The organism is Pseudomonas sp. GW823-FHT04A03, from assembly GCF_058796615.1.
On sequence record NZ_JBXAIV010000005.1, the window covers coordinates 298,368 to 319,274 of the forward strand.

A 20,907-nucleotide genomic window follows, 5' to 3' on the forward strand; every position below is an offset into this window, starting at 1 on the left:
CTTAACCGGCCGTGACCGGCGCGGCGGGTTTGGCGACCGAGCACAGGCGAATGGAGTCGGCGAGGATCTCGATGGCTTTCGGTCGTGGGAAGCTGGCGCGCCAGGCGATGGCCACGGTGCGGAACGGCACCGGTGCCGACAACGGACGCACTTCGATCACGCCCGGGGCGTAGTGATGGCTGTCCACCGCCGACAGCGGCAGGATCGAGATGCCCAGGCCGGACGCGACCATGTGGCGGATGGTTTCCAGCGAGCTGGATTCGACCGTGGTGTGCTTGGCGCCGTCGTTGCCCTTGGTCAGGGTCGGGCAGGCTTCCAGAACCTGATCGCGGAAGCAGTGACCCTCGCCGAGCAGCAGCAGGCTCTTGTCGTTGAGCAGGGCTGCGTCGATGGATTCTTTCTGGGTCCACGGGTGCTGGGCCGGCATCAGGACGTAGAACGGCTCGTCGTAGAGTTGCAGGGTCAGCACGTCGGCTTCGTTGAACGGCAGGGCGATGATGATCGCGTCCAGCTCGCCGTTGCGCAGTTTGTCGCGCAGCACGTGGGTGAAGTTTTCTTCGATGTACAACGGCATCTGCGGGGCGACCCGGTGCAGTTGCGGAATCAGATGCGGGAACAGGTATGGGCCGACGGTGTAGATCGCGCCGACTTTCAGCGGGGCGGTCAGCTGATTCTTGCCGGCCTGGGCCAGCTCGCGGATGCCCTGGGCCTGCTCCAGCACTTTCTGCGCCTGGGCGACAATGCCTTCACCGACCGGGGTCAGGCGCACGGCGCTTTTGCTGCGCTCGAAAATCAGCACACCGAGTTCGTCTTCAAGCTTTTTCACGCCCACCGACAGGGTCGGCTGGCTGACGTGGCAACGCTCGGCCGCGTGGCCGAAATGCTGCTCTTGGGCGAGGGTAACGATGTAGCGTAATTCTGTGAGGGTCATAGCAAGCGTCCATGAAGATGCGGGCCAAGCATACCGGCTGCAATCGATAGACGCACGTTATCAGACTGAGTGATGAATGCGACACCGGGCAATGCCGGTTTGCCGTGGATGGATAAGCAAAAGGCACCTTTCGGTGCCTTTTTGGCTGGATTCTTCCGGCTGGCGCTGAACCCTGTGGGAGCGAGCTTGCTCGCGAAAGCGGCGTATCAGTCGAAGCAGCCCTGTCTGACAAGGCCCCTTCGCGAGCAAGCTCGCTCCCACAGGTTTTGCGGTGTTTCTTAGCGGCGGCGTTCCAGCGAGTACACAAACGGCGCAACGATTTCGATCGCGCCATTGGTCAGCATGTCGGCCGGTGGCTTGGGCAGCGGTTGGGCGCGGCGGATCATTTCCAGGGTGGCCCGGTCCAGATCGGCGTTGCCGGAACGGCCCACCAGTTCGAACGACAGCACATTGCCTTCGCCATCGACCACGAAGCGCAACCGGTTCAAGCCTTCCTTGCCCCGCGCCTGAGCGCTGGCCGGGTACTTCTTGTACTTGGCCAGGTGCGCGAGCAGGGTGCCTTGCCAGCTGGCCTTGGCGGCCATTTGTGCAGGCGACGGGCCCGGTGCAGGCTGGGCGGATTTCTCCGTCGGGGCCTGAGTCGGCTGGGTATCGGCCGGCTTCTCTTCCGACGGTTTCTCCTTCGGCGGATCGGGCAGTTTCTTCTCGATCGGCTTCGGCGGTTTGGGTTTTGGCTTGGGTTTCGGTTTCTGCACCGCGATCTCGGCTTTTGGCGCTTCGGCCAGTTTCGGGATCGGCAGTTCTTCAACCGGAGCCGGTGGCTGCGGTGGCGTGACGACTTTCGGCGGTGCGGGCGGTGGCGGGGCCGGAACCGGTGCCAGCTCGACCATCATTGCCTGCGGCGGCAATTCGATGGGCGGGCGGGCGGTCCAGTTCAGCGCCAGCGCGATGGCCAGCGCGTGAACACCCAGCACCACGGCCAGGCTACCGCTGTAACGCGTCAGCTTATGGCGCGTCGTGATCATTTCTTGACTGCGCTCTCGAGTCCGACCAGACCGACCTTCAGGTAACCGGCGGCGCGCAGGTTATCCATCACGCTCATCAGGTCGCCGTAATCCACGCCTTTGTCGGCCTGGAAGAAGATCGTCGTGTCTTTCTTGCCCTGGGTCTTGGCGTCGAGTGCGGCGCCGAGGGTTTCGGCTTTCACTTCGTCTTCGCCCAGGAACAGGCGCTGGTCAGCCTTCACGCTGAGGAACACCGGTTTCTCCGGCCGCGGCGCCGGTTTGGCGGTCGAAGCAGGCAGGTCAACCTTGATGTCCACGGTGGCCAATGGAGCGGCCACCATGAAGATGATCAACAGCACCAGCATCACGTCGATGAACGGCGTGACGTTGATTTCGTGGTTCTCGGCCAGATCGTCGTCTGCGCCTTCTTTCAAATGCAGGCCCATGGCCGATTACCCCACTTTCACCATGTGCGGTTGCGAGCTGTTGCGCTCAGGCTGGTGGTCGAGGTCGCGGCTGACCAGCAGCAGCACCTGAGCCGACGCATCGGACACCTGAGCCTTGTAACCGGCGATGGAGCGGGCAAAGACGTTGTAGATGACCACGGCAGGAATCGCGGCAACCAGACCCAGTGCGGTAGCCAGCAGCGCTTCAGCGATACCCGGTGCTACGACGGCAAGGTTGGTGGTCTGGGTTTTGGCGATGCCGATGAAGCTGTTCATGATGCCCCACACGGTACCGAACAGACCGACGAACGGTGCGGTGGAACCAATGGTGGCGAGGACGCCGGTGCCGCTGCTCATGTTGCGGCCACAGGCGGCAACCAGGCGCTCGAGGCGGAAGCTGACGCGTTCCTTGATGCCTTCTTTCTCGCGGGCGTTGGTCGACAGGCGCATTTCTTCCAGCGCGTCGTGAACCAGCAGGTTGGCGAGGGTGCCTTCCTTCGCGGCGGTGGCGCTGGCTTCTTTGAGGGTGGCGGCTTTTTTCAGGGCGGCGATCTCGCCACGCAGGCGGCGTTTGGCGCCCATCAGCTCGAAGCCCTTGGCGATCCAGATGGTCCAGGTGATGATCGAGGCGATGGCCAGGCCGATCATCACGGCTTTAACGATGACGTCGGCGTTCTGGTACATGCCCCATGGCGACAGGTCGTGGGCCATGCCCAGGGTGTTGTCGGCTTCGAGGACTTCCGGCGCGTCGGCGGCACTGGCCTCTACGGCTTGCACCGGGTCGGTCGCGGCAGGTGCGGCGGCCGGAGCGCTTAGCTCGGTGGCGGCTGGCGCGGCCGGGGCCTGGGCGTCAGCGAATGCGGCGACTGGCGCCAGCATCAGGCTGAGCAGCAGGGCAGCCACGGCGCTCCAGGCGCGAGGTCGGTTGGTTGGCGAAGCGGAGTTTTGAATGCGTGTCATGCTGGCCGGACCTGAGATAGAAAAACGGTAATGCTCTTCCAGGCCTCGTGAGGCCGAGAACAAAAGTGGCGTGCATTATTGCAAGTAATTCTTGTTAACAGAAGTAATAGAGTTGCTTTTTTTCCTTCATTGCTAGCCGCTCGTCCCTTGCCGAGGCTAGTCTGTCGCTTTCCGATGGGAGATTTTTGATGTCCGCGCCTTCTGTTTTGATCGCCGGTTGCGGTGATGTCGGCAGCCGTCTGGCCACGCAATTGCTGGCTGCCGGCTTCCAGGTCTACGGCCTGCGCCGTGATATTTCGCGTTTGCCGGACGGCGTTATCGGTGTGGCCGGTGACTTGTTCAAAGAGGATTGCCCCGCGACCTGGCCGGTGGGCGCCGTGGATTACCTGGTGTATTGCGCGGCCGCGACCGAGCACGATGAGGCCGGTTATCGCGCGGCTTATGTGCAGGGTTTGCAGCATGTATTGGAGTGGTTGAACGACTACGGCCAAGTGCCAGATCGGCTGCTGTTCGTCTCCAGCAGCAGTGTTTATGGGCAGAAGGACGGCGAATGGGTCGATGAAAAATCCGAAACCGTTGCCACCGGTTTTTCCGGGCGGTTGATGCTGGAGGCCGAGCAGGTCGCGCTCAACAGCGGTATTCCGGCGAGTATCGTGCGTCTGACCGGTATTTACGGTCCGGGCCGCGAACGGTTATTGACGCAGGTGCGTGAGGGGTATCACGTTGCGATCGATCCACCGTTGTATGGCAATCGCATACATGCTGATGACGCGGCAGGCTTGATGGCGTTTCTGCTGGAGGCGGATCGCAAGGGGGGGGCGCTGGATGATATCTACATCGGCGTGGACGACGCGCCAGCGCCGCTGGCCGAAGTGGTGGCGTGGCTGCGTGAGTATCTGGGTGTCACCGAATGGTCGGAAGACGAGAGCGTGCGTCGCACCGGCAGCAAGCGTTGCAGCAATGCCCGGGCGAAGGCGCTGGGTTGGGTGCCGAAGTATCCGAGTTATCGCGAGGGGTATGCCGCGATTCTTGAGGGGCGCTGCTGATCTTCGGGCGTAAAAAAGGCGGGAGCAAACATTTGCTCCCGCCTTTTTGTCTCAAGCGCCGATCACTGCTTCTCGAGCAACCACTTGCGCTCACCCGGGGTGAACTGCGGTTGTTCGTCCGCCAGCGCCGTATTCACGGCCTGCAGGATTTCCAGCTCTTTGCCCTTGCGCACAAAGATCCAGTTGTTGCCCTGACCGTTCTGCTGCAACCACATGCTGTCGTTGCCGCTGCTCATCGATGCGCAATCGCCTGCGAGGCACAGCGCATAGCGGTCGGCACCCGGCAGGCCGGAGACTTGACCGTCCGCCTGGAATTGCACGGTGGCGCCTTCGCCCTGGCCGCTGGTGATCGTCCAGTTGCCGCCCAGATAAGCGGAATACAGTGCGCGTTCGAAGCTGGCGCCGATCGGTGCGCCTTCCGGCACCGGAATCTGTGCGCGGTCGAAGACCTGTTCCGGCTCGTTTTCGTTGGCGGCTTGTTGCAGTTGGCCGCCGTCACGTTTCAGCTCGCTGGCGGAACTGCCATAGAAATCGACTTTCCAGGCACCGGACTGTTCGCCGAGCAAGCGACCTTCGACGTTTTCGAAACCGTTGGTGTAGCGAGCCTGACCGGCCTTGGTGTTGACGTCCCACTCCAGGTTCGGGCCGTAAGCCTGAAGCGCTTCGCGCAGGGGGCCGCCCTTGGCAGCGGCATCGATGGCGACCTGATTGATCCAGGTGCCGCTGATGTCACGGTCGGCAGGGTTGCTGGCGCAACCGCCGAGGAAAATGGCGAGCAGCGAGAGAGCAAGCGCTTTGCGCATGGTGGAATCCTTTCAAAACCTTTTCTTTACCGCAGAGCAGTCGGCGCGGCGTCTGAGGCCGCGCCGTGCGCATTACTCGATGACCAGAATGGCATCCATTTCAACCTGCGAACCCTTTGGTAGGGCTGCCACGCCGATGGCGGCGCGCGCCGGGTACGGCTGGTCGAAGTACTTGCCCATGATCTCGTTGACCTTGGCGAAGTGGCTCAGGTCGGTGAGGAAGATGTTCAGCTTGACGATGTCCTTGAACGAACCGCCGGCGGCTTCGGCCACGGCTTTCAGGTTCTCGAACACCTGGACGGTCTGGGCTTCGAAGCCTTCGACCAGTTCCATGGTTTTTGGATCGAGGGGAATCTGACCCGACATGTAAACGGTATTGCCGGCCTTGATCGCCTGGGAGTAAGTACCGATGGCGGCCGGGGCCTTGTCGCTGGTGATAACAGTCTTGGTCATGTATGACTCCTTGTAATGTTTGAGTTATGCACGCATGCGGGTGATGCGGATCACCCCGGTCAGGGCGCGCAGTTTCTTGATCACGCGGGCCAGGTGCACACGGTCGTGGACGCTGACCACCAACTGGACAACGCTGATGCGACCATCGCGTTCGTCCATGCTGATTTTCTCGATATTGCCGTCCGCTGCGTTGACGCTGCTGGCCAGCAGGGCGATCAGGCCGCGCTGGTGTTCCAGCTCGACGCGCAGTTCGACGTTGAATTCGCCGGTGACATCCTTGGCCCATGAAAGCTGGATGCATTTTTCCGGGTTGTGGCGGATTTCGCTGATGTTGCGGCAGTTGTCCAGGTGCACGACCATGCCTTTGCCCGCCGACAGGTGACCGACAATCGGGTCGCCCGGGATCGGCGTACAGCATTTGGCGTAGCTGAGGACCAGGCCTTCGGTGCCGCGAATCGCCAGCGGGCCTTCCGGGCTCGGCAGTTGTTCGCCTTCGCCAAGCAGGCGGCGCGCCACGACGTAGGCCATGCGGTTGCCCAGGCCAATGTCTTCCAGCAAGTCTTCGATCAGTTCGAGGCGGTACTCGGTGAGCATCGCCTTCACGCGTTCGGCCGGAATCTGTTCCAGCGCGCTGTCAAAACCGTTGAGCACCTTGTTCAGCAGGCGTTCGCCGAGGCTGATGGATTCGGAGCGGCGTTGCAGCTTCAACGCATGGCGGATGTGCGTGCGCGCCTTGCCGGTGACCACGAAGTTGAGCCACGCCGGGTTCGGCCGCGCGCCGGGAGCGCTGACGATCTCGACCGTGGAGCCGCTTTGCAGCGGTTCGGACAGCGGTGCGAGACGACGGTTGATTCGGCAGGCGATGCAGCTGTTGCCGACGTCGGTGTGCACCGCGTAGGCAAAGTCGACCGCCGTGGAGCCTTTGGGCAGCTCCATGATCCGGCCTTTGGGCGTGAACACGTAGACCTCGTCCGGGAACAGGTCGATCTTCACGCTCTCGATGAATTCCAGCGAGTTGCCGGCGCGTTGCTGCATCTCCAGCACGCCCTTGACCCACTGACGGGCGCGGGCGTGAGTGCCTTTTGGCTGCTCGTCGCCGCTGGATTTGTACAGCCAATGGGCGGCGATGCCGTTGTTGGCCATCTCTTCCATTTCACGGGTGCGGATCTGGATCTCGATCGGTACACCGTGCATGCCGAACAGCGTGGTGTGCAGCGACTGATAGCCGTTGGCCTTGGGGATCGCGATGTAATCCTTGAAGCGCCCCGGCAACGGTTTGTACAAATTATGTACAGCACCCAGCACGCGGTAGCAGGTATCGACCTTGTCGACGATGATCCGGAACGCGTAGACGTCCATGATCTCGTTGAAGGCCCGACGCTTGCCGCGCATTTTCTTATAGATGCCGTAGAGGTGTTTCTGGCGACCGCTGACTTCACCCTGGATGCCGTCGATGGCGAGGCAGTGACCAAGGGATTCTTCGATCTTGTTAACGATTTCCTTGCGGTTGCCCCGGGCACGTTTGACGGCCTGGTAGATCCGCGCGGAACGCATCGGGTGCATCGCCTTGAAGCCGAGGTCTTCGAACTCGATGCGGATCGCATGCATGCCCAATCGGTTGGCGATGGGTGCGTAGATCTCGAGGGTTTCCTTGGCGATGCGCCGGCGTTTTTCGCCGGACAGCACTTCCAGCGTGCGCATGTTGTGCAGACGGTCGGCGAGCTTGACCAGGATCACGCGAATGTCGCGTGCCATGGCCATGGCCATTTTCTGGAAGTTTTCCGCCTGGGCTTCGGCCTTGGTCTCGAAGTTCATCTGGGTCAGTTTGCTGACCCCGTCGACCAGTTCGGCCACGGTTTCACCGAACTGCGCTTGCAGCGCTTCCTTGGCGATACCGGTGTCTTCGATCACGTCATGCAGCATCGCGGCCATCAGGCTCTGATGGTCCATGTGCATGTCGGCAAGAATATTCGCCACCGCAAGAGGATGCGTGACGTACGCCTCGCCGCTGCGGCGGCGTTGGCCGTCGTGGGCTTGTTCGGCGTAGAAATACGCTCGGCGGACCAGATTGACCTGGTCGTTGCCGAGGTAGGTCGATAAGCGATCGGCGAGGGCGTCTATGCTCGGCATGATGTCTCCTGCCGTAGGCTGTGATCCCGCGCCGTGCTACGTCGACCAGGCATAGGCTTAGACGGCCTCGTTGGACTCGTCCTCGAACGCAGCGAAGACCGGGTCTTCGTGGACGATTTCCTGCTCGGCGATGAACTCGTAGCTCATCAGGCCTTCAGCGATTTCACGCAGCGCAACTACGGTCGGTTTGTCGTTTTCCCACTGAACCAGGGGCTCTTTGCCGCCGGTGGCCAGTTGACGGGCACGCTTGGTAGAGAGCATGACCAGCTCAAAGCGGTTTTCCACGTGTTCTAGGCAGTCTTCAACGGTTACGCGGGCCATGGTATTCCTCGGAGCGAATGCAATATGCGCGCTGCCCGGTTGGGCGAGCGGACTCAACAGTTTAAAAAATCACCAGCGATTAGGGAAGCGCTGATTTTTTGACCAGACCCTTCAACGCGCTGCAAGTGCCAATGTAAAGCCCTTGCAGCGGTTTTGGGAAGTGCTGTTTCAGCCCAGCAATTCCGCCAGCAATTTGCCGAAACGGACTTGTTGGCGTTTCTGTTGCAGCTGATTGGCGCGGAAAATCGCCTTCAGATCGTCCAGCGCATGGGCGAAATCGTCGTTGATGATCAGGTAGTCGTACTCGACGTAGTGGCTCATCTCGCTGACGGCTTCACGCATCCGGCCGTCGATGATCTCGTCGCTGTCCTGGCCACGGTTGGTCAGGCGCTGGTGCAGGGCCTGCAGCGAAGGCGGCAGAATGAAGATCGAACGTGCCTGCGGCATCAGCTTGCGCACTTGCTCGGCGCCTTGCCAGTCGATTTCCAGAATCAGGTCGTGGCCTTCGTCCAGGGTCTGCTGCAGACGGCTTTGCGAGGTGCCGTAGAAGTTGCCGAAGACTTCGGCGCGTTCGAGGAAATCGCCGTGCTCGCCCATCTTCACGAACTCTTCGCGGGTCACGAAGTGATAGTTCACGCCGTCTACTTCGCCCGGGCGCATGGCGCGGGTGGTGTGGGAAATCGAGACGCGGATTTCCGGGTTGGCGTCGGTCAGGGCCTTGACCAGGCTGCTCTTGCCCGCGCCCGAGGGGGCGGAAATGATGTACAGGGTGCCGGTGCTGTGGGTCATGTCGGGGTAGCCTTACTCAATATTCTGCACTTGTTCGCGCATCTGCTCGATCAACACCTTGAGGTTGACCGCCGCCTGGGTGCTGCGCGGGTCGAAGGCCTTGGAGCCCAGTGTGTTGGCTTCGCGGTTGAGTTCCTGCATCAGGAAGTCCAGGCGCCGACCGGCGGCACCGCCGGATTTCAGCACCCGGCGAACTTCGATGATGTGGGTGCTCAGGCGATCCAGTTCTTCGGCCACGTCGCTCTTTTGCGCGAGCATGACCATTTCCTGTTCCAGGCGCTGCGGGTCCATCTCGGCCTTCATGTCGGCGAAGCGGTCGAGGACTTTCTGGCGCTGGGTGGCGAGCATCTGCGGAACCAGTTCGCGCAGGGTCACCACGTCTTCCTCGATGGAGGTCAGGCGATCGTTGATCAGGCGGGCCAGCTCCGCGCCTTCGCGCTCGCGACCGGCCTTGAGGTCTTTCAGGCCTTGGTTGAACAGGGCCAGCGCCTCGGCGTTCAACGCCTGCGGGTCGGTGGCGTCGGCCACCAGTACGCCCGGCCAGGCCAGTACTTCCAGCGGGTTCAGCGCCGCCGGGTTCTTGATCAGGCCAGCGACGGTTTCGGCCGCGGCGACCAGTTGTGCAGCGCGCTCGCGATCCACCTGCAGCGGCTTGCCGGTGCTTTCCTCGGTGAACCGCAGGGTGCATTCCAGTTTGCCGCGCGACAGGCCCTGGCGCAGGGCTTCGCGGACGGCGCCTTCGAGGTCGCGAAACGACTCCGGCAGGCGCAGGTGGGGTTCCAGGTAGCGGCTGTTGACCGAGCGCAGCTCCCAGCTCAGGGTGCCCTGAACGCCGGCTTTTTCGACGCGGGCGAAGGCGGTCATGCTGTGCACCATGGGGTGACCTCGCGATACAGATCGGCGCGAATTGAAGCTCCGCAGCTCGATATCAATGAATTTAAGCCGACTGGCAGCAAAGGCGCAGGATTGTAGCGCAGTGCGGCAGATGCGCCCAAACACACGGTGTGACAAAGGGCTGCAGGCCGTCGGCGAAGCGCGTTTCAGGGCCTTCGGTCGTCGGCCGGATTTTTTAACGAGTGCCCAGGCGCGGTGCGCGGCTCTATAATGCTCCGCAGTTTTCCGTCCCCAGTACAGGTATCTCCTATGAAACGTCCAAGTGGTCGCGCTGCCGATCAGCTCCGCTCGATCCGCATTACCCGCAACTACACCAAACACGCCGAGGGATCCGTACTGGTCGAATTTGGTGATACCAAAGTCATCTGCACCGTCAGCGTCGAAAACGGCGTACCGCGTTTCCTCAAAGGCCAGGGCCAGGGTTGGCTGACCGCCGAGTACGGCATGCTGCCGCGCGCCACCGGCGAGCGTAACCAGCGTGAAGCCAGCCGTGGCAAGCAGGGCGGCCGCACCCTGGAAATCCAGCGTCTGATCGGCCGTTCCCTGCGGGCCGCGCTGGATATGTCCAAGCTGGGCGACGTCACCCTGTACGTCGACTGCGACGTGATCCAGGCCGATGGCGGTACCCGCACCGCGTCGATCACCGGCGCCATGGTTGCGCTGGTCGATGCACTGAAAGTGATCAAAAAGCGTGGCGGCCTGAAAGGCGGCGACCCGCTCAAGCAAATGATCGGCGCCGTTTCCGTGGGCATGTACCAGGGCGAGCCGGTGCTGGATCTGGACTATCTTGAAGATTCCGCTGCCGAAACCGACCTCAACGTGGTGATGACCAGCACCGGTGGCTTCATCGAAGTGCAGGGCACCGCCGAAGGCGCGCCGTTCCAGCCTGAAGAGCTGAACGCGATGCTGGAGCTGGCCAAGAAAGGCATGAACGAGATCTTCGAACTGCAAAAGGCTGCACTGGCCGACTGAGCAGGTTCGTAACCCGCAAGGAGGACGCGATGAGTGATGAGCAAGAGTTGCTGCCCAAACCGAGCCAGGAGGTTCGCCAATGGGCCATGTTCTGTCACTTGTCCGCCTTGCTGGGGATATGGATTCCGTTCGGCACGCTGATCGGGCCGCTGGTCCTGTGGCAGATGAAGCGCGAGACCGATCCGTTCATCGACGCCCAGGGCAAGGAAGCGTTGAATTTTCAGATCACCGTGGCGATTGCCTCGATGGTCTGCTTTGTCTTGATGCTGTTGCTTATCGGGTTCGTGCTGTTTGGCTTGCTGGCCATTGCGGCGCTTGTGTTGACGATTATCGGCGGGGTGAAAGCCAACGAAGGTTTCCCGTACCGTTATCCGTTCACCTGGCGGTTGATCAAATAACGAACGATCGCCCACAAAAAAACCGACAGAGATGTCGGTTTTTTTGTGTCTGCGAAAGGCCGCTTAGATGGTCAGCGTCCAGTCGTAGTCGACGATCAGCGGCGCGTGCTGCGAGAACCGAGGCTGACGCGGCAGGCGTGCACTGCGCACGAAGCGCCGCAGGCCCGGAGTCAGGATCTGGTAGTCGAAGCGCCAGCCCAGATTGAGCATCTCGGCCTGTTCGTTGTCCGGCCACCAGCTGTACTGGTCGCCTTCGCGGCTGACTTCGCGCAGGGCATCTACGTAGCCCATGTTACCGACAATCTCGTCCATCCAGGCGCGTTCTGGCGCCAGGAAACCCGGGGATTGCTGGCTGTCGCGCCAGTTCTTGATGTCGAGCTTCTGCTGCGCGACGTACAGCGAGCCACAATAAATGTACTCGCGACGTTTGCGCCGCTGTTTGTCCAGGTACTTGCCGAAGTCGTCCATGAGCTTGAACTTCTGGTTCAAGTCCTCATCGCCGTTCATCCCCGAAGGAAGCAGCAAGGTGGCAATACTGACTTTGTCGAAATCTGCTTGCAGGTAGCGCCCGTAGCGGTCGGCCGTCTCGAATCCGAGACCGCTGATGACAGCCTTCGGTTGCAACCGCGAATACAAAGCCACGCCGCCTTGGGCAGGGACTTCAGCATCGCAGGCATAAAGGAAGTAGCCATCCAGTTGGAAGGCTGGGTCGTCCAGTTCAAAGGCGGAGGCACGGGTGTCCTGCAGGCAGATGACGTCGGCATTCTGTGCCTGCAGCCAACTGAGCAAACCGCGCTCGACTGCAGCCTGAATACCATTGACGTTCACACTGATGATCCGCATAAATGGCCCCAAAAATCGCGTGCGTGTATGATACACGGCGTCAAGCTAATTAGCTAAATCCGTGGTATTTGGGGTTTTTTTCATGCAAGCGTATCAGCGCGATTTCATTCGTTTTGCCATCGATCGCGGCGTTTTGCGCTTCGGTGAGTTCACCCTGAAGTCCGGGCGCACCAGTCCTTACTTCTTCAATGCCGGCCTGTTCAACTCGGGTTCCGCGCTGGCGCAGCTGGGTCGTTTCTACGCCGCAGCCATCGCCGAGAGCGGCATTCCGTTCGACGTGCTGTTCGGCCCGGCCTACAAAGGCATCCCGCTGGCGGCAACCACTGCCGTGGCGCTGGCAGAGCACCACAACCGTGATTTGCCATGGTGCTTCAACCGCAAGGAAGCCAAGGCTCACGGCGAAGGTGGCAGCCTGGTCGGCGCACCGTTGACCGGTGAAGTGCTGATCATCGACGACGTGATCACCGCCGGCACCGCGATCCGTGAAGTGATGCAGATCATCGCTTCCCAGGACGGCGCCAAGGCCGCCGGCGTGCTGATTGCCCTGAACCGTCAGGAGCGCGGCAACGGCGAGCTGTCGGCGATTCAGGAAGTCGAGCGTGATTTCGGCATCCCGGTCATCAGCATCGTGTCGCTGAACCAGGTACTGGAATTCCTGGCTGACGATCCGCAACTCAAGCAGCACCTGCCAGCCGTTGAAGCCTATCGCGCCCAGTTCGGCGTCTGATCGCTTCTTCAGGGCAAAAAAAGACCCCGCTCAGCCAGGCTGAGCGGGGTCTTTTTGTTTGCACGAGCGCTTACGGACGCTTGCGATTGCTGATCAGCGTACCGACACCGGTGTCGGTGAAGATTTCCAGCAGGATTGCGTTCGGCACACGGCCGTCGATGATCAGCGAGCTGCCGACACCGCCCTGAACCGCTTCCAGTGCGCAACGGATCTTCGGCAGCATGCCGCCGTAGATGGTGCCGTCGGCGATCAGGTCGTCGACCTGCTGGGTGCTCAGGCCGGTCAGTACGGTGCCCGACTTGTCCATCAGGCCGGCGATGTTGGTCAGCAGCATCAGCTTCTCGGCTTTCAGCGCTTCGGCAACCTTGCCCGCCACCAGGTCAGCGTTGATGTTGTACGACTCGCCGTTTTCACCCACGCCGATCGGCGCGATCACCGGGATGAAGTTGCCTTTGACCAGCAGGTTCAGCAGTTCGGTGTTGATCCCGACCACTTCGCCCACATGGCCGATGTCGATGATTTCCGGCTGGGTCATCTCCGGGGTCTGGCGGGTGACGGTGAGCTTCTTCGCGCGAATAAGCCCGGCGTCTTTACCGGTCAGGCCGATGGCGCTGCCGCCGTGACGGTTGATCAGGTTGACGATGCTTTTGTTGACCTGGCCGCCGAGGACCATTTCCACCACGTCCATGGTCGCGGCGTCGGTAACGCGCATGCCGTCGACGAAATGGCTTTCGATCGACAGGCGCTTGAGCAGATCACCGATCTGCGGGCCGCCGCCGTGAACCACGACCGGGTTGATGCCCACGGCCTTCATCAGCACGATGTCGCGGGCGAAGCCGGTTTTCAGCTCCTCGCTTTCCATCGCGTTGCCGCCGTATTTGATCACCAGGGTCTTGCCGACGTATCGGCGGATGTAAGGCAGCGCTTCGGACAGGACCTTGGCAGTGTTGGCGGCGGCATCGCGTTCGAGGGTCATTCAGGGCTCCGGGTGAATCAGCAATCAGAACGGTAGTTGGAGATCAGGTGCAACGCGTTTCAGTTGGGCATGGAACACAGCCTTGATGCGCTGCAGTTCCGCCTCGTCATCGGCCTCGAAACGCAGCACCAGCACCGGTGTGGTGTTGGACGCGCGCACCAGGCCCCAGCCTTTGGCGTAGTCGACCCGCACGCCGTCAATGGTGGTCAGGTCGGCGCCTGGGCCCCACTGGGCATCGTGCAGTGCATCAATGATGCTGAATTTGCTCTCTTCGGTCACATGGATATTGATTTCCGGCGTGGAAATATCGTTCGGGAAGGTCGCGAACAGCTCCTCGGCCGAAGATTTTTCCTTGCTGAGGATTTCCAGCAGCCGTGCGGCGCTGTAAATGCCGTCGTCGAAACCGAACCAGCGTTCCTTGAAGAAAATGTGCCCGCTCATTTCACCGGCCAACAACGCGCCGGACTGTTTCATTTTCTTTTTGATCAACGAGTGACCGGTCTTCCACATTAGCGGCCGACCGCCATATTCCTTGATCAGCGGGATCAGGCGACGGGTGCATTTGACGTCGAAGATGATTTCCGCGTCCGGGTTGCGCGCCACCACGTCACGGGCGAACAGCATCAGCAGACGGTCCGGGAACACGATGGTGCCGGTGTTGGTCACCACGCCGACGCGGTCGCCGTCGCCGTCGAAGGCCAGGCCGATGTCAGCCTTGGTTTCCTTGACCTTGGCGATCAGGTCGACGAGGTTTTCAGGCTTGCCCGGATCCGGGTGATGGTTCGGGAAGTTGCCGTCGACTTCGCAGAACAGCGGGATGACTTCGCAGTTCAGCGCTTCGATCAGTTGCGGGGCGATCACGCCGGCCGCGCCGTTGCCGCAATCCACCACGACTTTCAGGCGCCGGGCCAGTTTGATGTCCTGGACGATCTCGGTGTTGTAGCGGTCGAGAATTTCGACCTGGGTCACGCTGCCCGTGCCGCTGCTCAGGTTGCCGGTCTTGAGGCGCTCGTGCAGGGCCTGGATCTGTTCGTTGGCGAGGGTGTCGCCGGCGATCACGATCTTGAAGCCGTTGTAGTTCGACGGGTTGTGGCTGCCGGTGAGCATCACGCCGGATTTGCCGGCCAGCACGTTGGCGGCGTAATACAGCGCAGGCGTCGGCACCAGGCCGACATCGCTGACGTGGCAGCCGCTTTCGGCGATGCCGCGAATCAGTTCGGCAACCAGTTCAGGACCGGACAGGCGGCCATCACGGCCGACAGACACGTTCGGTTCGCCCTGGGCCAGGCTCTGGGAGCCGATGGCGCGACCGATCCAGTAGGCGGTTTCGGCATTGAGGAATTCCGGCACGGTGCCGCGAATGTCATAGGCGCGGAAGATGCTGTCGGGAAGCTTGGGGGCGACTTGGGCGGGGGTGCTCATCTGCGAAAATGCTCCATCTCGAAAGTGGCTGGACACACCGACGACTCATTCGACGGCAAGCTCAAACTGAAGGGTATGACGGCGGTTTTCACAGAGAGTTCGTGGTGTGAAAGGGCCATGACGCCTTGTGCGGCGTGGCTTTGGCCTGCCAATGCCTTGATTTTCGGCGCTAAACCTTGCAGATGACAATTTGAAATTCGTGGCGAGGAAAAGGCCCCCGCCACGATGATTTTCTAGCCGATCATTTGGTACCGGAATGACCGAAACCGCCAGCGCCACGCTCGGTCTCGACGAACTCTTCAACCATCTCGAAGTGCGCCTGCACCACTGGCACCAGCACCAGCTGCGCCAGGCGCTCGCCGACCGGCATGGTGAATTCGGTCTGGCCACGGTTCCAGCAGGACACCATCAGCGGGCCCTGGTAGTCGGAGTCGATCAGGCCGACGAGGTTGCCCAGCACGATGCCGTGCTTATGGCCCATGCCCGAGCGCGGCAGGATCAGCGCGGCGAGGTTCGGATCGCCGATGTAGACCGACAGACCGGTCGGGATCAGCACGGTTTCACCCGGTTTGATCACGATGTCCTCTTGCAGCATGGCGCGCAGGTCGAGGCCGGCGGAGCCCGGTGTGGCGTATTGCGGCAGCGGGAATTCGGTACCGATGCGTGGGTCGAGGATCTTGGCTTGCAAAGCGTGCATGTAAATTAAACCTGGTTCAGACGTTCGGCGATAAAAGTGACCAGCTGGCGAGCGATCTTGCTCTTGCTGGTCTGGGCGAAAACCGTGGCGTGCAGCGCACGGTCGATGACGCTGCAGGCGTTTTCTTCGCTGTTGAAACCGATGCTCGGGTTGGCGACGTCGTTGGCGACGATCAGATCGAGATTCTTGTCCTTCAGCTTGCGTGCAGCGTAGTCGAGCAGGTGTTCGGTCTCGGCGGCGAAGCCGACACTGAACGGACGGTCGGGACGGGTCGCGATGGTGGCCAGGATGTCCGGGTTGCGCACCATTTGCAGGACGAAGCCGTCACCGCTCGTAGGATCTTTCTTGAGTTTTTGCGGGGCGACGACTTCCGGACGGTAGTCCGCGACCGCCGCAGAGGCGATGAAGATGTCGCAAGGGATCGCGGCTTCACACGCGGCGAGCATGTCGCGGGCGCTGACCACGTCGATGCGGGTGACGCGATCCGGCGTCGGCAGGTGCACCGGGCCGCTGATCAGGGTCACGCGGGCGCCGGCTTCCACCGCCGCTTCAGCCAGGGCGAAGCCCATTTTGCCGGAGCTGTGGTTGGTGATGTAGCGCACCGGGTCGATGTTTTCCTGGGTCGGGCCGGCGGTAATCACCACGTGCTTGCCGGTCAGCGCCTGACGCTGGAAGCAGTCCGCCGCGAGCTGGGCCAGATCGGTGGCTTCCATCATGCGGCCCATGCCAACGTCGCCGCAGGCCTGGCTGCCCGAGGCCGGGCCGAAGGTCTTGAGGCCTCGGCTTTCAAGGAGTTGCAGGTTGGCCTGGGTCGCCGGGTCACGCCACATGGCCTGGTTCATGGCCGGGGCGACCGCGACGATGGCGTCGGTGGCCAGCACCAGCGTGGTCAGCAGGTCGTTGGCGATGCCTTGGGCCAGGCGGGCCAGCAGGTCGGCGGTGGCCGGGGCAATCAGCACCAGATCGGCCCATTTGGCCAGTTCGATGTGGCCCATCGCCGCTTCGGCGGCCGGGTCGAGCAGGTCCAGATGAACCGGGTGGCCGGACAGCGCCTGCATGGTCAGCGGGGTGATGAATTCGCTGCCGCCACGGGTCATGACCACGCGCACTTCGGCGCCCTGATCGATCAGGCGGCGCACAAGGTCGGCGCTCTTGTAGGCAGCAATGCCGCCGCCGACGCCCAGAACGATGCGTTTCCGATACAGCCGCTGCATAGGTCTGCCTTTCATTTCGTTGGTGACATACGTGGCGAAACCCCCTCCCCAGGGTGAATTCGCCCGCAAAAAAGATGGGCTACGATATCACAGCGACCGCTACGGAACAGCGGCGCCCACAGACAAGGAAGGTGTATGAGTATTCGCGATTGGCCGGCGGCGGAAAGGCCGCGGGAGAAGCTGTTGGAACAGGGCTCGGGAAGTCTTTCCGATGCCGAATTGCTGGCGATTTTTCTGCGCACGGGTGTATCCGGCAAAAGCGCGGTGGATGTCGCGAGACACCTGTTGGGTGAGTTCGGCAGCTTGCGAGCCTTGCTTGAGGCCGATCTCGCAACGTTCAGTGAGCAATTGGGCCTGGGCCCGGCGAAGTTCGCCCAATTGCAGGCCGTGCTGGAAATGGGCCGGCGACACCTGGCCGAGCGCATGCGCCAGAAAACGGCGCTGGAAAACCCGCAGGTCGTGCGTGATTACCTCAAGGCCATGCTGCGCCACGAGCCGCACGAGGTGTTCGGTTGCCTGTTTCTCGACTCCAAGCATCAGGTGCTGACTTTCGAGACGCTGTTTCGCGGCTCGATCGACAACACTGCCGTGCATCCACGAGAGGTGGTGAAACGTTCACTGGCCAACAACGCGGCGGCGGTGATCCTGTGCCACAACCATCCGTCGGGGAACAGCGATCCGAGTCAGGCTGATCGATTATTGACCAAGCGTTTGCAGAAGGCTTTGGATTTGATCGATGTGCGGGTGCTCGATCACTTCATCGTGGGCGATGGTGAGCCGCTGTCGATGGCGGAGTGTGGCTGGATGTGAGGGTTACGCCGTATCCCTGTGGGAGCGAGCTTGCTCGCGATTGCGTTGTGTCAGCCGCCTCATCCGGTAACTGACAGACTGCATTCGCGAGCAAGCTCGCTCCCACAGGTTTTGGGTTGTTGCGGGCTACTTCAGGGTGACTTTGGAATAGTCCTGACGGCCGAACGGGGAGACCGAGTAACCCTGCACGTCTTTACGCGTCAGGGCGTAGGCGGTCGGATGTGCCAGCGGCAGCCACAGTGCCTGCTGCTGGATCTGCGCCTGTGCCTGCTCATACAGCTTGGTACGCACGCCTTGCTCGCTGGTGGTCTTGCCGGCGCTGATCAGCTTGTCCAGGTCGGCGTTGCAGTAGCGGGCGAAGTTGGTGCCGGACTTCAGCGCCGCGCAGGAAAACTGCGGGGTCAGGAAATTGTCCGGGTCGCCGTTGTCGCCGGCCCAGCCCATGAACAGCAGGTCATGCTCGCCAGCCTTGGCTCGACGGATCAGCTCGCCCCACTCGATCACGCGGATTTCCGCCTGAATGCCGATTTCCGCCAGATCCGATTGCAGCAGTTGCGCACCGAGGCTCGGGTTCGGATTCAGCAGGCTGCCGGACGGGCGCGTCCAGATGGTGGTCTGGAAACCGTCCTTCAGTCCGGCCTTGGCCAGCAATGCCTTGGCCTTGTTCACGTCGTGGGCGTAACCCGGCAGGTTCTTCGCGTAGCTCCAGGTATTCGGCGGATACGGGCCGTTGGCGGCTTCGGCGGTGTCCTCGAACACGGCTTTAAGGTAGTTGGCCTTGTCGAACGCGAGGTTGATCGCTTGACGCACTTCCGGTTTGTCCAGTGGCGGATGCTGACTGTTGATGCCGACGAATGCGGTCATGAACGCGTCAGTCTTTTCGACTTTCAGCGTCGGCTCCTGCTTCGCTGCCTGTACGTCCAGTGGTTTTGGCGACAAGGCAATCTGGCACTCGTTACGCCGCAGCTTTTGCAGACGCACGTTGGCGTCCGGGGTGATGGCGAAGATCAGCGGGTCCACCGCAGGCTTGCCGCGGAAGTAGTCCGGGTTGGCCTTGTAGCGGATCGAGGCGTCTTTCTGGAACCGGGTGAACACGAACGGACCGGTGCCGACCGGCTGGCTGTTGAGCTTGTCGGTAGCATCGGCCTTCAGCAGCTTGTCGGCGTATTCAGCAGAATAAATGGAGGCGAAACCCATGCTCAGGGTCGCGAGGAACGTCGAGTCCGGGTGGTCGAGGGTGAAACGAACGGTCAGCGGGTCCAGTGCGTCGATCTTTTTGATCAGGCTCGGCAGCTGCATCGACTGGGCGTGCGGAAAGCCGCTCTGGGCAACCTTGTGCCACGGGTTGGCCGGATCGAGCATGCGGTCGAAGCTGAATTTGACGTCTTCGGCGGTCAGTTCGCGGGTCGGTTTGAAGTAGTCGGTGGTGTGGAACTTCACCTGCGGGTGCAGCTTGAACACGTAGGTCAGGCCGTCGGTGCTGACTTCCCAGCTGTCGGCCAGGCTCGGGACGACCTTGCCGCTGGCGGTGTCGAAGTCCACCAGGCGATTCATCAGCACGTCCGCCGAGGCGTTGGTGGTGGTCAGCGAGTTGTACTGCACCACGTCGAAGCCTTCGGGACTGGCCTCGGTGCAGACGCTCAGGGCGGCGGCCTGGGCCAGGGGGCTCAGCAATAGCGGGGCGAGCAGCAGGGGGAGGGCAGCGAGGCGCATGGTCGGCTTCCTTTACAGATCGAAGGCCCATCTGCAAGTGCAGTCTGGAAAAGGCCTACCCTAGTGGTCGCGATTGCAAATGACTATCCCCTTTTTGCATTTTCGAGGCCTGATGGCTGAGGATTTGTCGGAAGTGGCGGCGGGAAAAGTCTTGATCACGGGTATGATCGGTTTTCTTCGACGAATGGTAAAAATTGCTTCCAGCCTTTGTCCAAGGCGCTTGCGGCCGGAAAAAGCGGCTTTTTAGCCATTCTTTGCACACGGAAAGTTGTTGCTCCGTGGTCTTTCTGGTATAAAGCAGCGCTCTTTTCTAGGGGCCCGGTTCCTTCGCTTGTAGGTGTAGCCGGTAAGACCTCTAAAGAATCGCGGCGCCTGGCGCCACAATGACTAGAGATTAAGCGGCCAACCCATGCCGGGTTGGGCATGTGGTTTTAGAGGGCTGAGGCATGTCTAGAGTATGTCAAGTTACCGGTAAGGGTCCGGTGACTGGGAACAACATTTCCCACGCAAACAACAAAACCCGTCGTCGTTTCCTGCCGAACCTGCAGCATCACCGCTTCTGGGTTGAAGAAGAGAAACGTTTCGTACGCCTGCGCGTTTCCGCCAAAGGCATGCGTATCATCGACAAGCGTGGCATCAGCGTTGTGCTGGCCGAGCTGCGTCGCGACGGCAAGGTTTAAGGGAGCTAATCATGCGTGAATTGATTCGTTTGATCTCGAGCGCCGGTACTGGTCACTTCTACACTACCGACAAGAACAAGCGTACTACCCCGGACAAAATCGAGATCAAGAAATATGATCCGGTTGTTCGCAAGCACGTGATCTACAAGGAAGGCAAAATCAAGTAATTGATTTTTCCCGACTTACGAAAAAGGCCCGTATCTCACGATACGGGCCTTTTTTGTTGCCTGGCGAAAAAGCCTCAGGCCTTCTGTTCGAAGATCACATAGACCTTGCGGCAAGCCTCCAGCACTTCCCAGGTGCCACGGAAACCGGCCGGAATCACGAAGCGGTCACCGACGCGCAGTGTCTTGGTATTGCCTTCGCCGTCACGCAGCACTGAAACGCCTTGCAGGATTTCGCAGTATTCGTGCTCGGTGTAATTCACCGTCCACTGACCCACCGCACCTTCCCACACGCCGACACCCATCTGCCCGCAAGGGCTGTCGTATTGATTGAACACCGCTTGCTCGGGATCGCCCTTGAGCACTTTGGCCGGGTCCGGGCGATAGCGTTCGGCTTCGGTTGTGGTCAGGCTGATGTCGACGACGTTCTGGATGTTCATTGTTGTTTTCTCCCGTGATGACGGCGCGATGGCGTGAAAGGGCCAAAGTCTATGTTGATTAAATTGAACGCCGC

The 20,907-nt window shown here is 61.1% G+C and carries 23 protein-coding genes and 1 pseudogene; 7 read left to right on the plus strand and 17 right to left on the minus strand.

Translation table 11 applies throughout. The features are described from left to right. Window position 1 precedes the first annotated feature (1 nt). The 4 genes from AC1Q9F_RS16245 to exbB form a co-directional block, all read right to left on the minus strand. The gene (locus tag AC1Q9F_RS16245) at window positions 2–931 is read right to left on the minus strand and encodes a hydrogen peroxide-inducible genes activator (protein WP_007954418.1); all 930 of its coding nucleotides are present in this window, start codon (window positions 929–931) and stop codon (window positions 2–4) included. Between the two features lie 278 nt (window positions 932–1,209). Further along, window positions 1,210–1,956 carry a TonB family protein gene (locus AC1Q9F_RS16250; RefSeq protein WP_007954422.1) on the minus strand — a complete coding sequence of 249 codons (747 nt, stop codon included), beginning with the start codon at window positions 1,954–1,956 and terminating at the stop codon, window positions 1,210–1,212. Continuing rightward, window positions 1,953–2,381, minus strand: coding sequence for a TonB system transport protein ExbD (gene exbD, locus AC1Q9F_RS16255; RefSeq protein WP_007954431.1), 429 nt, complete (start codon window positions 2,379–2,381; stop codon window positions 1,953–1,955). The genes AC1Q9F_RS16250 and exbD overlap by 4 nt, the downstream gene beginning before the upstream one ends. A gap of 6 nt (window positions 2,382–2,387) precedes the next feature. Next, complete coding sequence (exbB, locus tag AC1Q9F_RS16260) at window positions 2,388–3,341, minus strand: tonB-system energizer ExbB (RefSeq protein WP_492620226.1); 954 nt, start codon at window positions 3,339–3,341, stop codon at window positions 2,388–2,390. Window positions 3,342–3,529: 188 nt separating this feature from the next. Between exbB and AC1Q9F_RS16265 the strand changes: the two genes are divergently transcribed. Then, entirely contained in the window at window positions 3,530–4,387 is an 858-nt protein-coding gene (locus AC1Q9F_RS16265) for an SDR family oxidoreductase (RefSeq protein WP_207984330.1), read from the plus strand. Window positions 4,388–4,449: 62 nt separating this feature from the next. Here AC1Q9F_RS16265 and AC1Q9F_RS16270 read toward each other — a convergent pair whose 3' ends face one another. From AC1Q9F_RS16270 to AC1Q9F_RS16295, 6 genes are all read right to left on the minus strand, one after another. After that, window positions 4,450–5,190, minus strand: coding sequence for a putative periplasmic lipoprotein (locus AC1Q9F_RS16270; protein ID WP_007954437.1), 741 nt, complete (start codon window positions 5,188–5,190; stop codon window positions 4,450–4,452). A 72-nt stretch (window positions 5,191–5,262) separates the two neighbouring features. Beyond that, window positions 5,263–5,643 carry a RidA family protein gene (locus AC1Q9F_RS16275; protein ID WP_003229509.1) on the minus strand — a complete coding sequence of 127 codons (381 nt, stop codon included), beginning with the start codon at window positions 5,641–5,643 and terminating at the stop codon, window positions 5,263–5,265. 24 nt (window positions 5,644–5,667) lie between these two features. Then, entirely contained in the window at window positions 5,668–7,773 is a 2,106-nt protein-coding gene (spoT, locus tag AC1Q9F_RS16280) for a bifunctional GTP diphosphokinase/guanosine-3',5'-bis pyrophosphate 3'-pyrophosphohydrolase (RefSeq protein ID WP_007954439.1), read from the minus strand. Between the two features lie 57 nt (window positions 7,774–7,830). Beyond that, window positions 7,831–8,094: a DNA-directed RNA polymerase subunit omega gene (gene rpoZ / locus AC1Q9F_RS16285; protein ID WP_003229503.1), complete on the minus strand. Its 264-nt coding sequence runs from the start codon at window positions 8,092–8,094 to the stop codon at window positions 7,831–7,833. A gap of 168 nt (window positions 8,095–8,262) precedes the next feature. After that, window positions 8,263–8,883 (minus strand): guanylate kinase, encoded by a 621-nt coding sequence (gene gmk / locus AC1Q9F_RS16290; protein ID WP_003229498.1) that lies wholly within the window; start codon window positions 8,881–8,883, stop codon window positions 8,263–8,265. Window positions 8,884–8,895: 12 nt separating this feature from the next. Beyond that, window positions 8,896–9,759 carry a YicC/YloC family endoribonuclease gene (locus tag AC1Q9F_RS16295; protein ID WP_007954440.1) on the minus strand — a complete coding sequence of 288 codons (864 nt, stop codon included), beginning with the start codon at window positions 9,757–9,759 and terminating at the stop codon, window positions 8,896–8,898. Between the two features lie 267 nt (window positions 9,760–10,026). On the opposite strand from AC1Q9F_RS16295, the gene rph reads away from it, so the two are divergent. After that, on the plus strand, window positions 10,027–10,749 hold the full coding sequence (gene rph, locus AC1Q9F_RS16300) for a ribonuclease PH (RefSeq protein ID WP_003229494.1): 723 nt from the start codon (window positions 10,027–10,029) through the stop codon (window positions 10,747–10,749). Window positions 10,750–10,778: 29 nt separating this feature from the next. Further along, entirely contained in the window at window positions 10,779–11,147 is a 369-nt protein-coding gene (locus AC1Q9F_RS16305; RefSeq protein ID WP_039765199.1) for a DUF4870 domain-containing protein, read from the plus strand. Window positions 11,148–11,210: 63 nt separating this feature from the next. Here AC1Q9F_RS16305 and crc read toward each other — a convergent pair whose 3' ends face one another. After that, the gene (crc, locus tag AC1Q9F_RS16310) at window positions 11,211–11,990 is read right to left on the minus strand and encodes a catabolite repression control protein Crc (protein ID WP_007920349.1); all 780 of its coding nucleotides are present in this window, start codon (window positions 11,988–11,990) and stop codon (window positions 11,211–11,213) included. Between the two features lie 82 nt (window positions 11,991–12,072). Here crc and pyrE point away from each other — a divergent pair, with 82 nt between their 5' ends. Further along, window positions 12,073–12,717 carry an orotate phosphoribosyltransferase gene (pyrE, locus tag AC1Q9F_RS16315; RefSeq protein WP_007954442.1) on the plus strand — a complete coding sequence of 215 codons (645 nt, stop codon included), beginning with the start codon at window positions 12,073–12,075 and terminating at the stop codon, window positions 12,715–12,717. 70 nt (window positions 12,718–12,787) lie between these two features. Here the strand turns inward: pyrE and argB are convergent, their stop codons facing one another. The 4 genes and pseudogenes from argB to coaBC form a co-directional block, all read right to left on the minus strand. Continuing rightward, a complete protein-coding gene (gene argB / locus AC1Q9F_RS16320) occupies window positions 12,788–13,693 on the minus strand; it encodes an acetylglutamate kinase (RefSeq protein ID WP_007954443.1) in 906 nt (301 codons plus the stop codon). Window positions 13,694–13,717: 24 nt separating this feature from the next. Further along, a pseudogene (locus tag AC1Q9F_RS16325) lies at window positions 13,718–15,094 on the minus strand (phosphomannomutase/phosphoglucomutase); the annotation flags it as partial. A gap of 262 nt (window positions 15,095–15,356) precedes the next feature. Then, entirely contained in the window at window positions 15,357–15,812 is a 456-nt protein-coding gene (gene dut, locus AC1Q9F_RS16330) for a dUTP diphosphatase (protein WP_007954445.1), read from the minus strand. 5 nt (window positions 15,813–15,817) lie between these two features. Next, on the minus strand, window positions 15,818–17,026 hold the full coding sequence (gene coaBC / locus AC1Q9F_RS16335) for a bifunctional phosphopantothenoylcysteine decarboxylase/phosphopantothenate--cysteine ligase CoaBC (RefSeq protein ID WP_085606127.1): 1,209 nt from the start codon (window positions 17,024–17,026) through the stop codon (window positions 15,818–15,820). Window positions 17,027–17,161: 135 nt separating this feature from the next. On the opposite strand from coaBC, the gene radC reads away from it, so the two are divergent. Next, window positions 17,162–17,836 carry a RadC family protein gene (gene radC / locus AC1Q9F_RS16340; RefSeq protein ID WP_492620225.1) on the plus strand — a complete coding sequence of 225 codons (675 nt, stop codon included), beginning with the start codon at window positions 17,162–17,164 and terminating at the stop codon, window positions 17,834–17,836. A gap of 126 nt (window positions 17,837–17,962) precedes the next feature. On the opposite strand, the gene AC1Q9F_RS16345 is transcribed toward radC, so the two are convergent. After that, window positions 17,963–19,549 (minus strand): ABC transporter substrate-binding protein, encoded by a 1,587-nt coding sequence (locus AC1Q9F_RS16345; RefSeq protein ID WP_492620224.1) that lies wholly within the window; start codon window positions 19,547–19,549, stop codon window positions 17,963–17,965. A 446-nt stretch (window positions 19,550–19,995) separates the two neighbouring features. Here AC1Q9F_RS16345 and rpmB point away from each other — a divergent pair, with 446 nt between their 5' ends. Continuing rightward, complete coding sequence (gene rpmB, locus AC1Q9F_RS16350; protein ID WP_003177273.1) at window positions 19,996–20,229, plus strand: 50S ribosomal protein L28; 234 nt, start codon at window positions 19,996–19,998, stop codon at window positions 20,227–20,229. 11 nt (window positions 20,230–20,240) lie between these two features. Beyond that, window positions 20,241–20,396, plus strand: a complete 156-nt coding sequence (rpmG, locus tag AC1Q9F_RS16355; protein ID WP_003177274.1) for a 50S ribosomal protein L33 — start codon at window positions 20,241–20,243, stop codon at window positions 20,394–20,396. A gap of 74 nt (window positions 20,397–20,470) precedes the next feature. Here the strand turns inward: rpmG and AC1Q9F_RS16360 are convergent, their stop codons facing one another. Next, window positions 20,471–20,833 (minus strand): cupin domain-containing protein, encoded by a 363-nt coding sequence (locus tag AC1Q9F_RS16360; protein ID WP_207984326.1) that lies wholly within the window; start codon window positions 20,831–20,833, stop codon window positions 20,471–20,473. Window positions 20,834–20,907 lie beyond the last annotated feature (74 nt).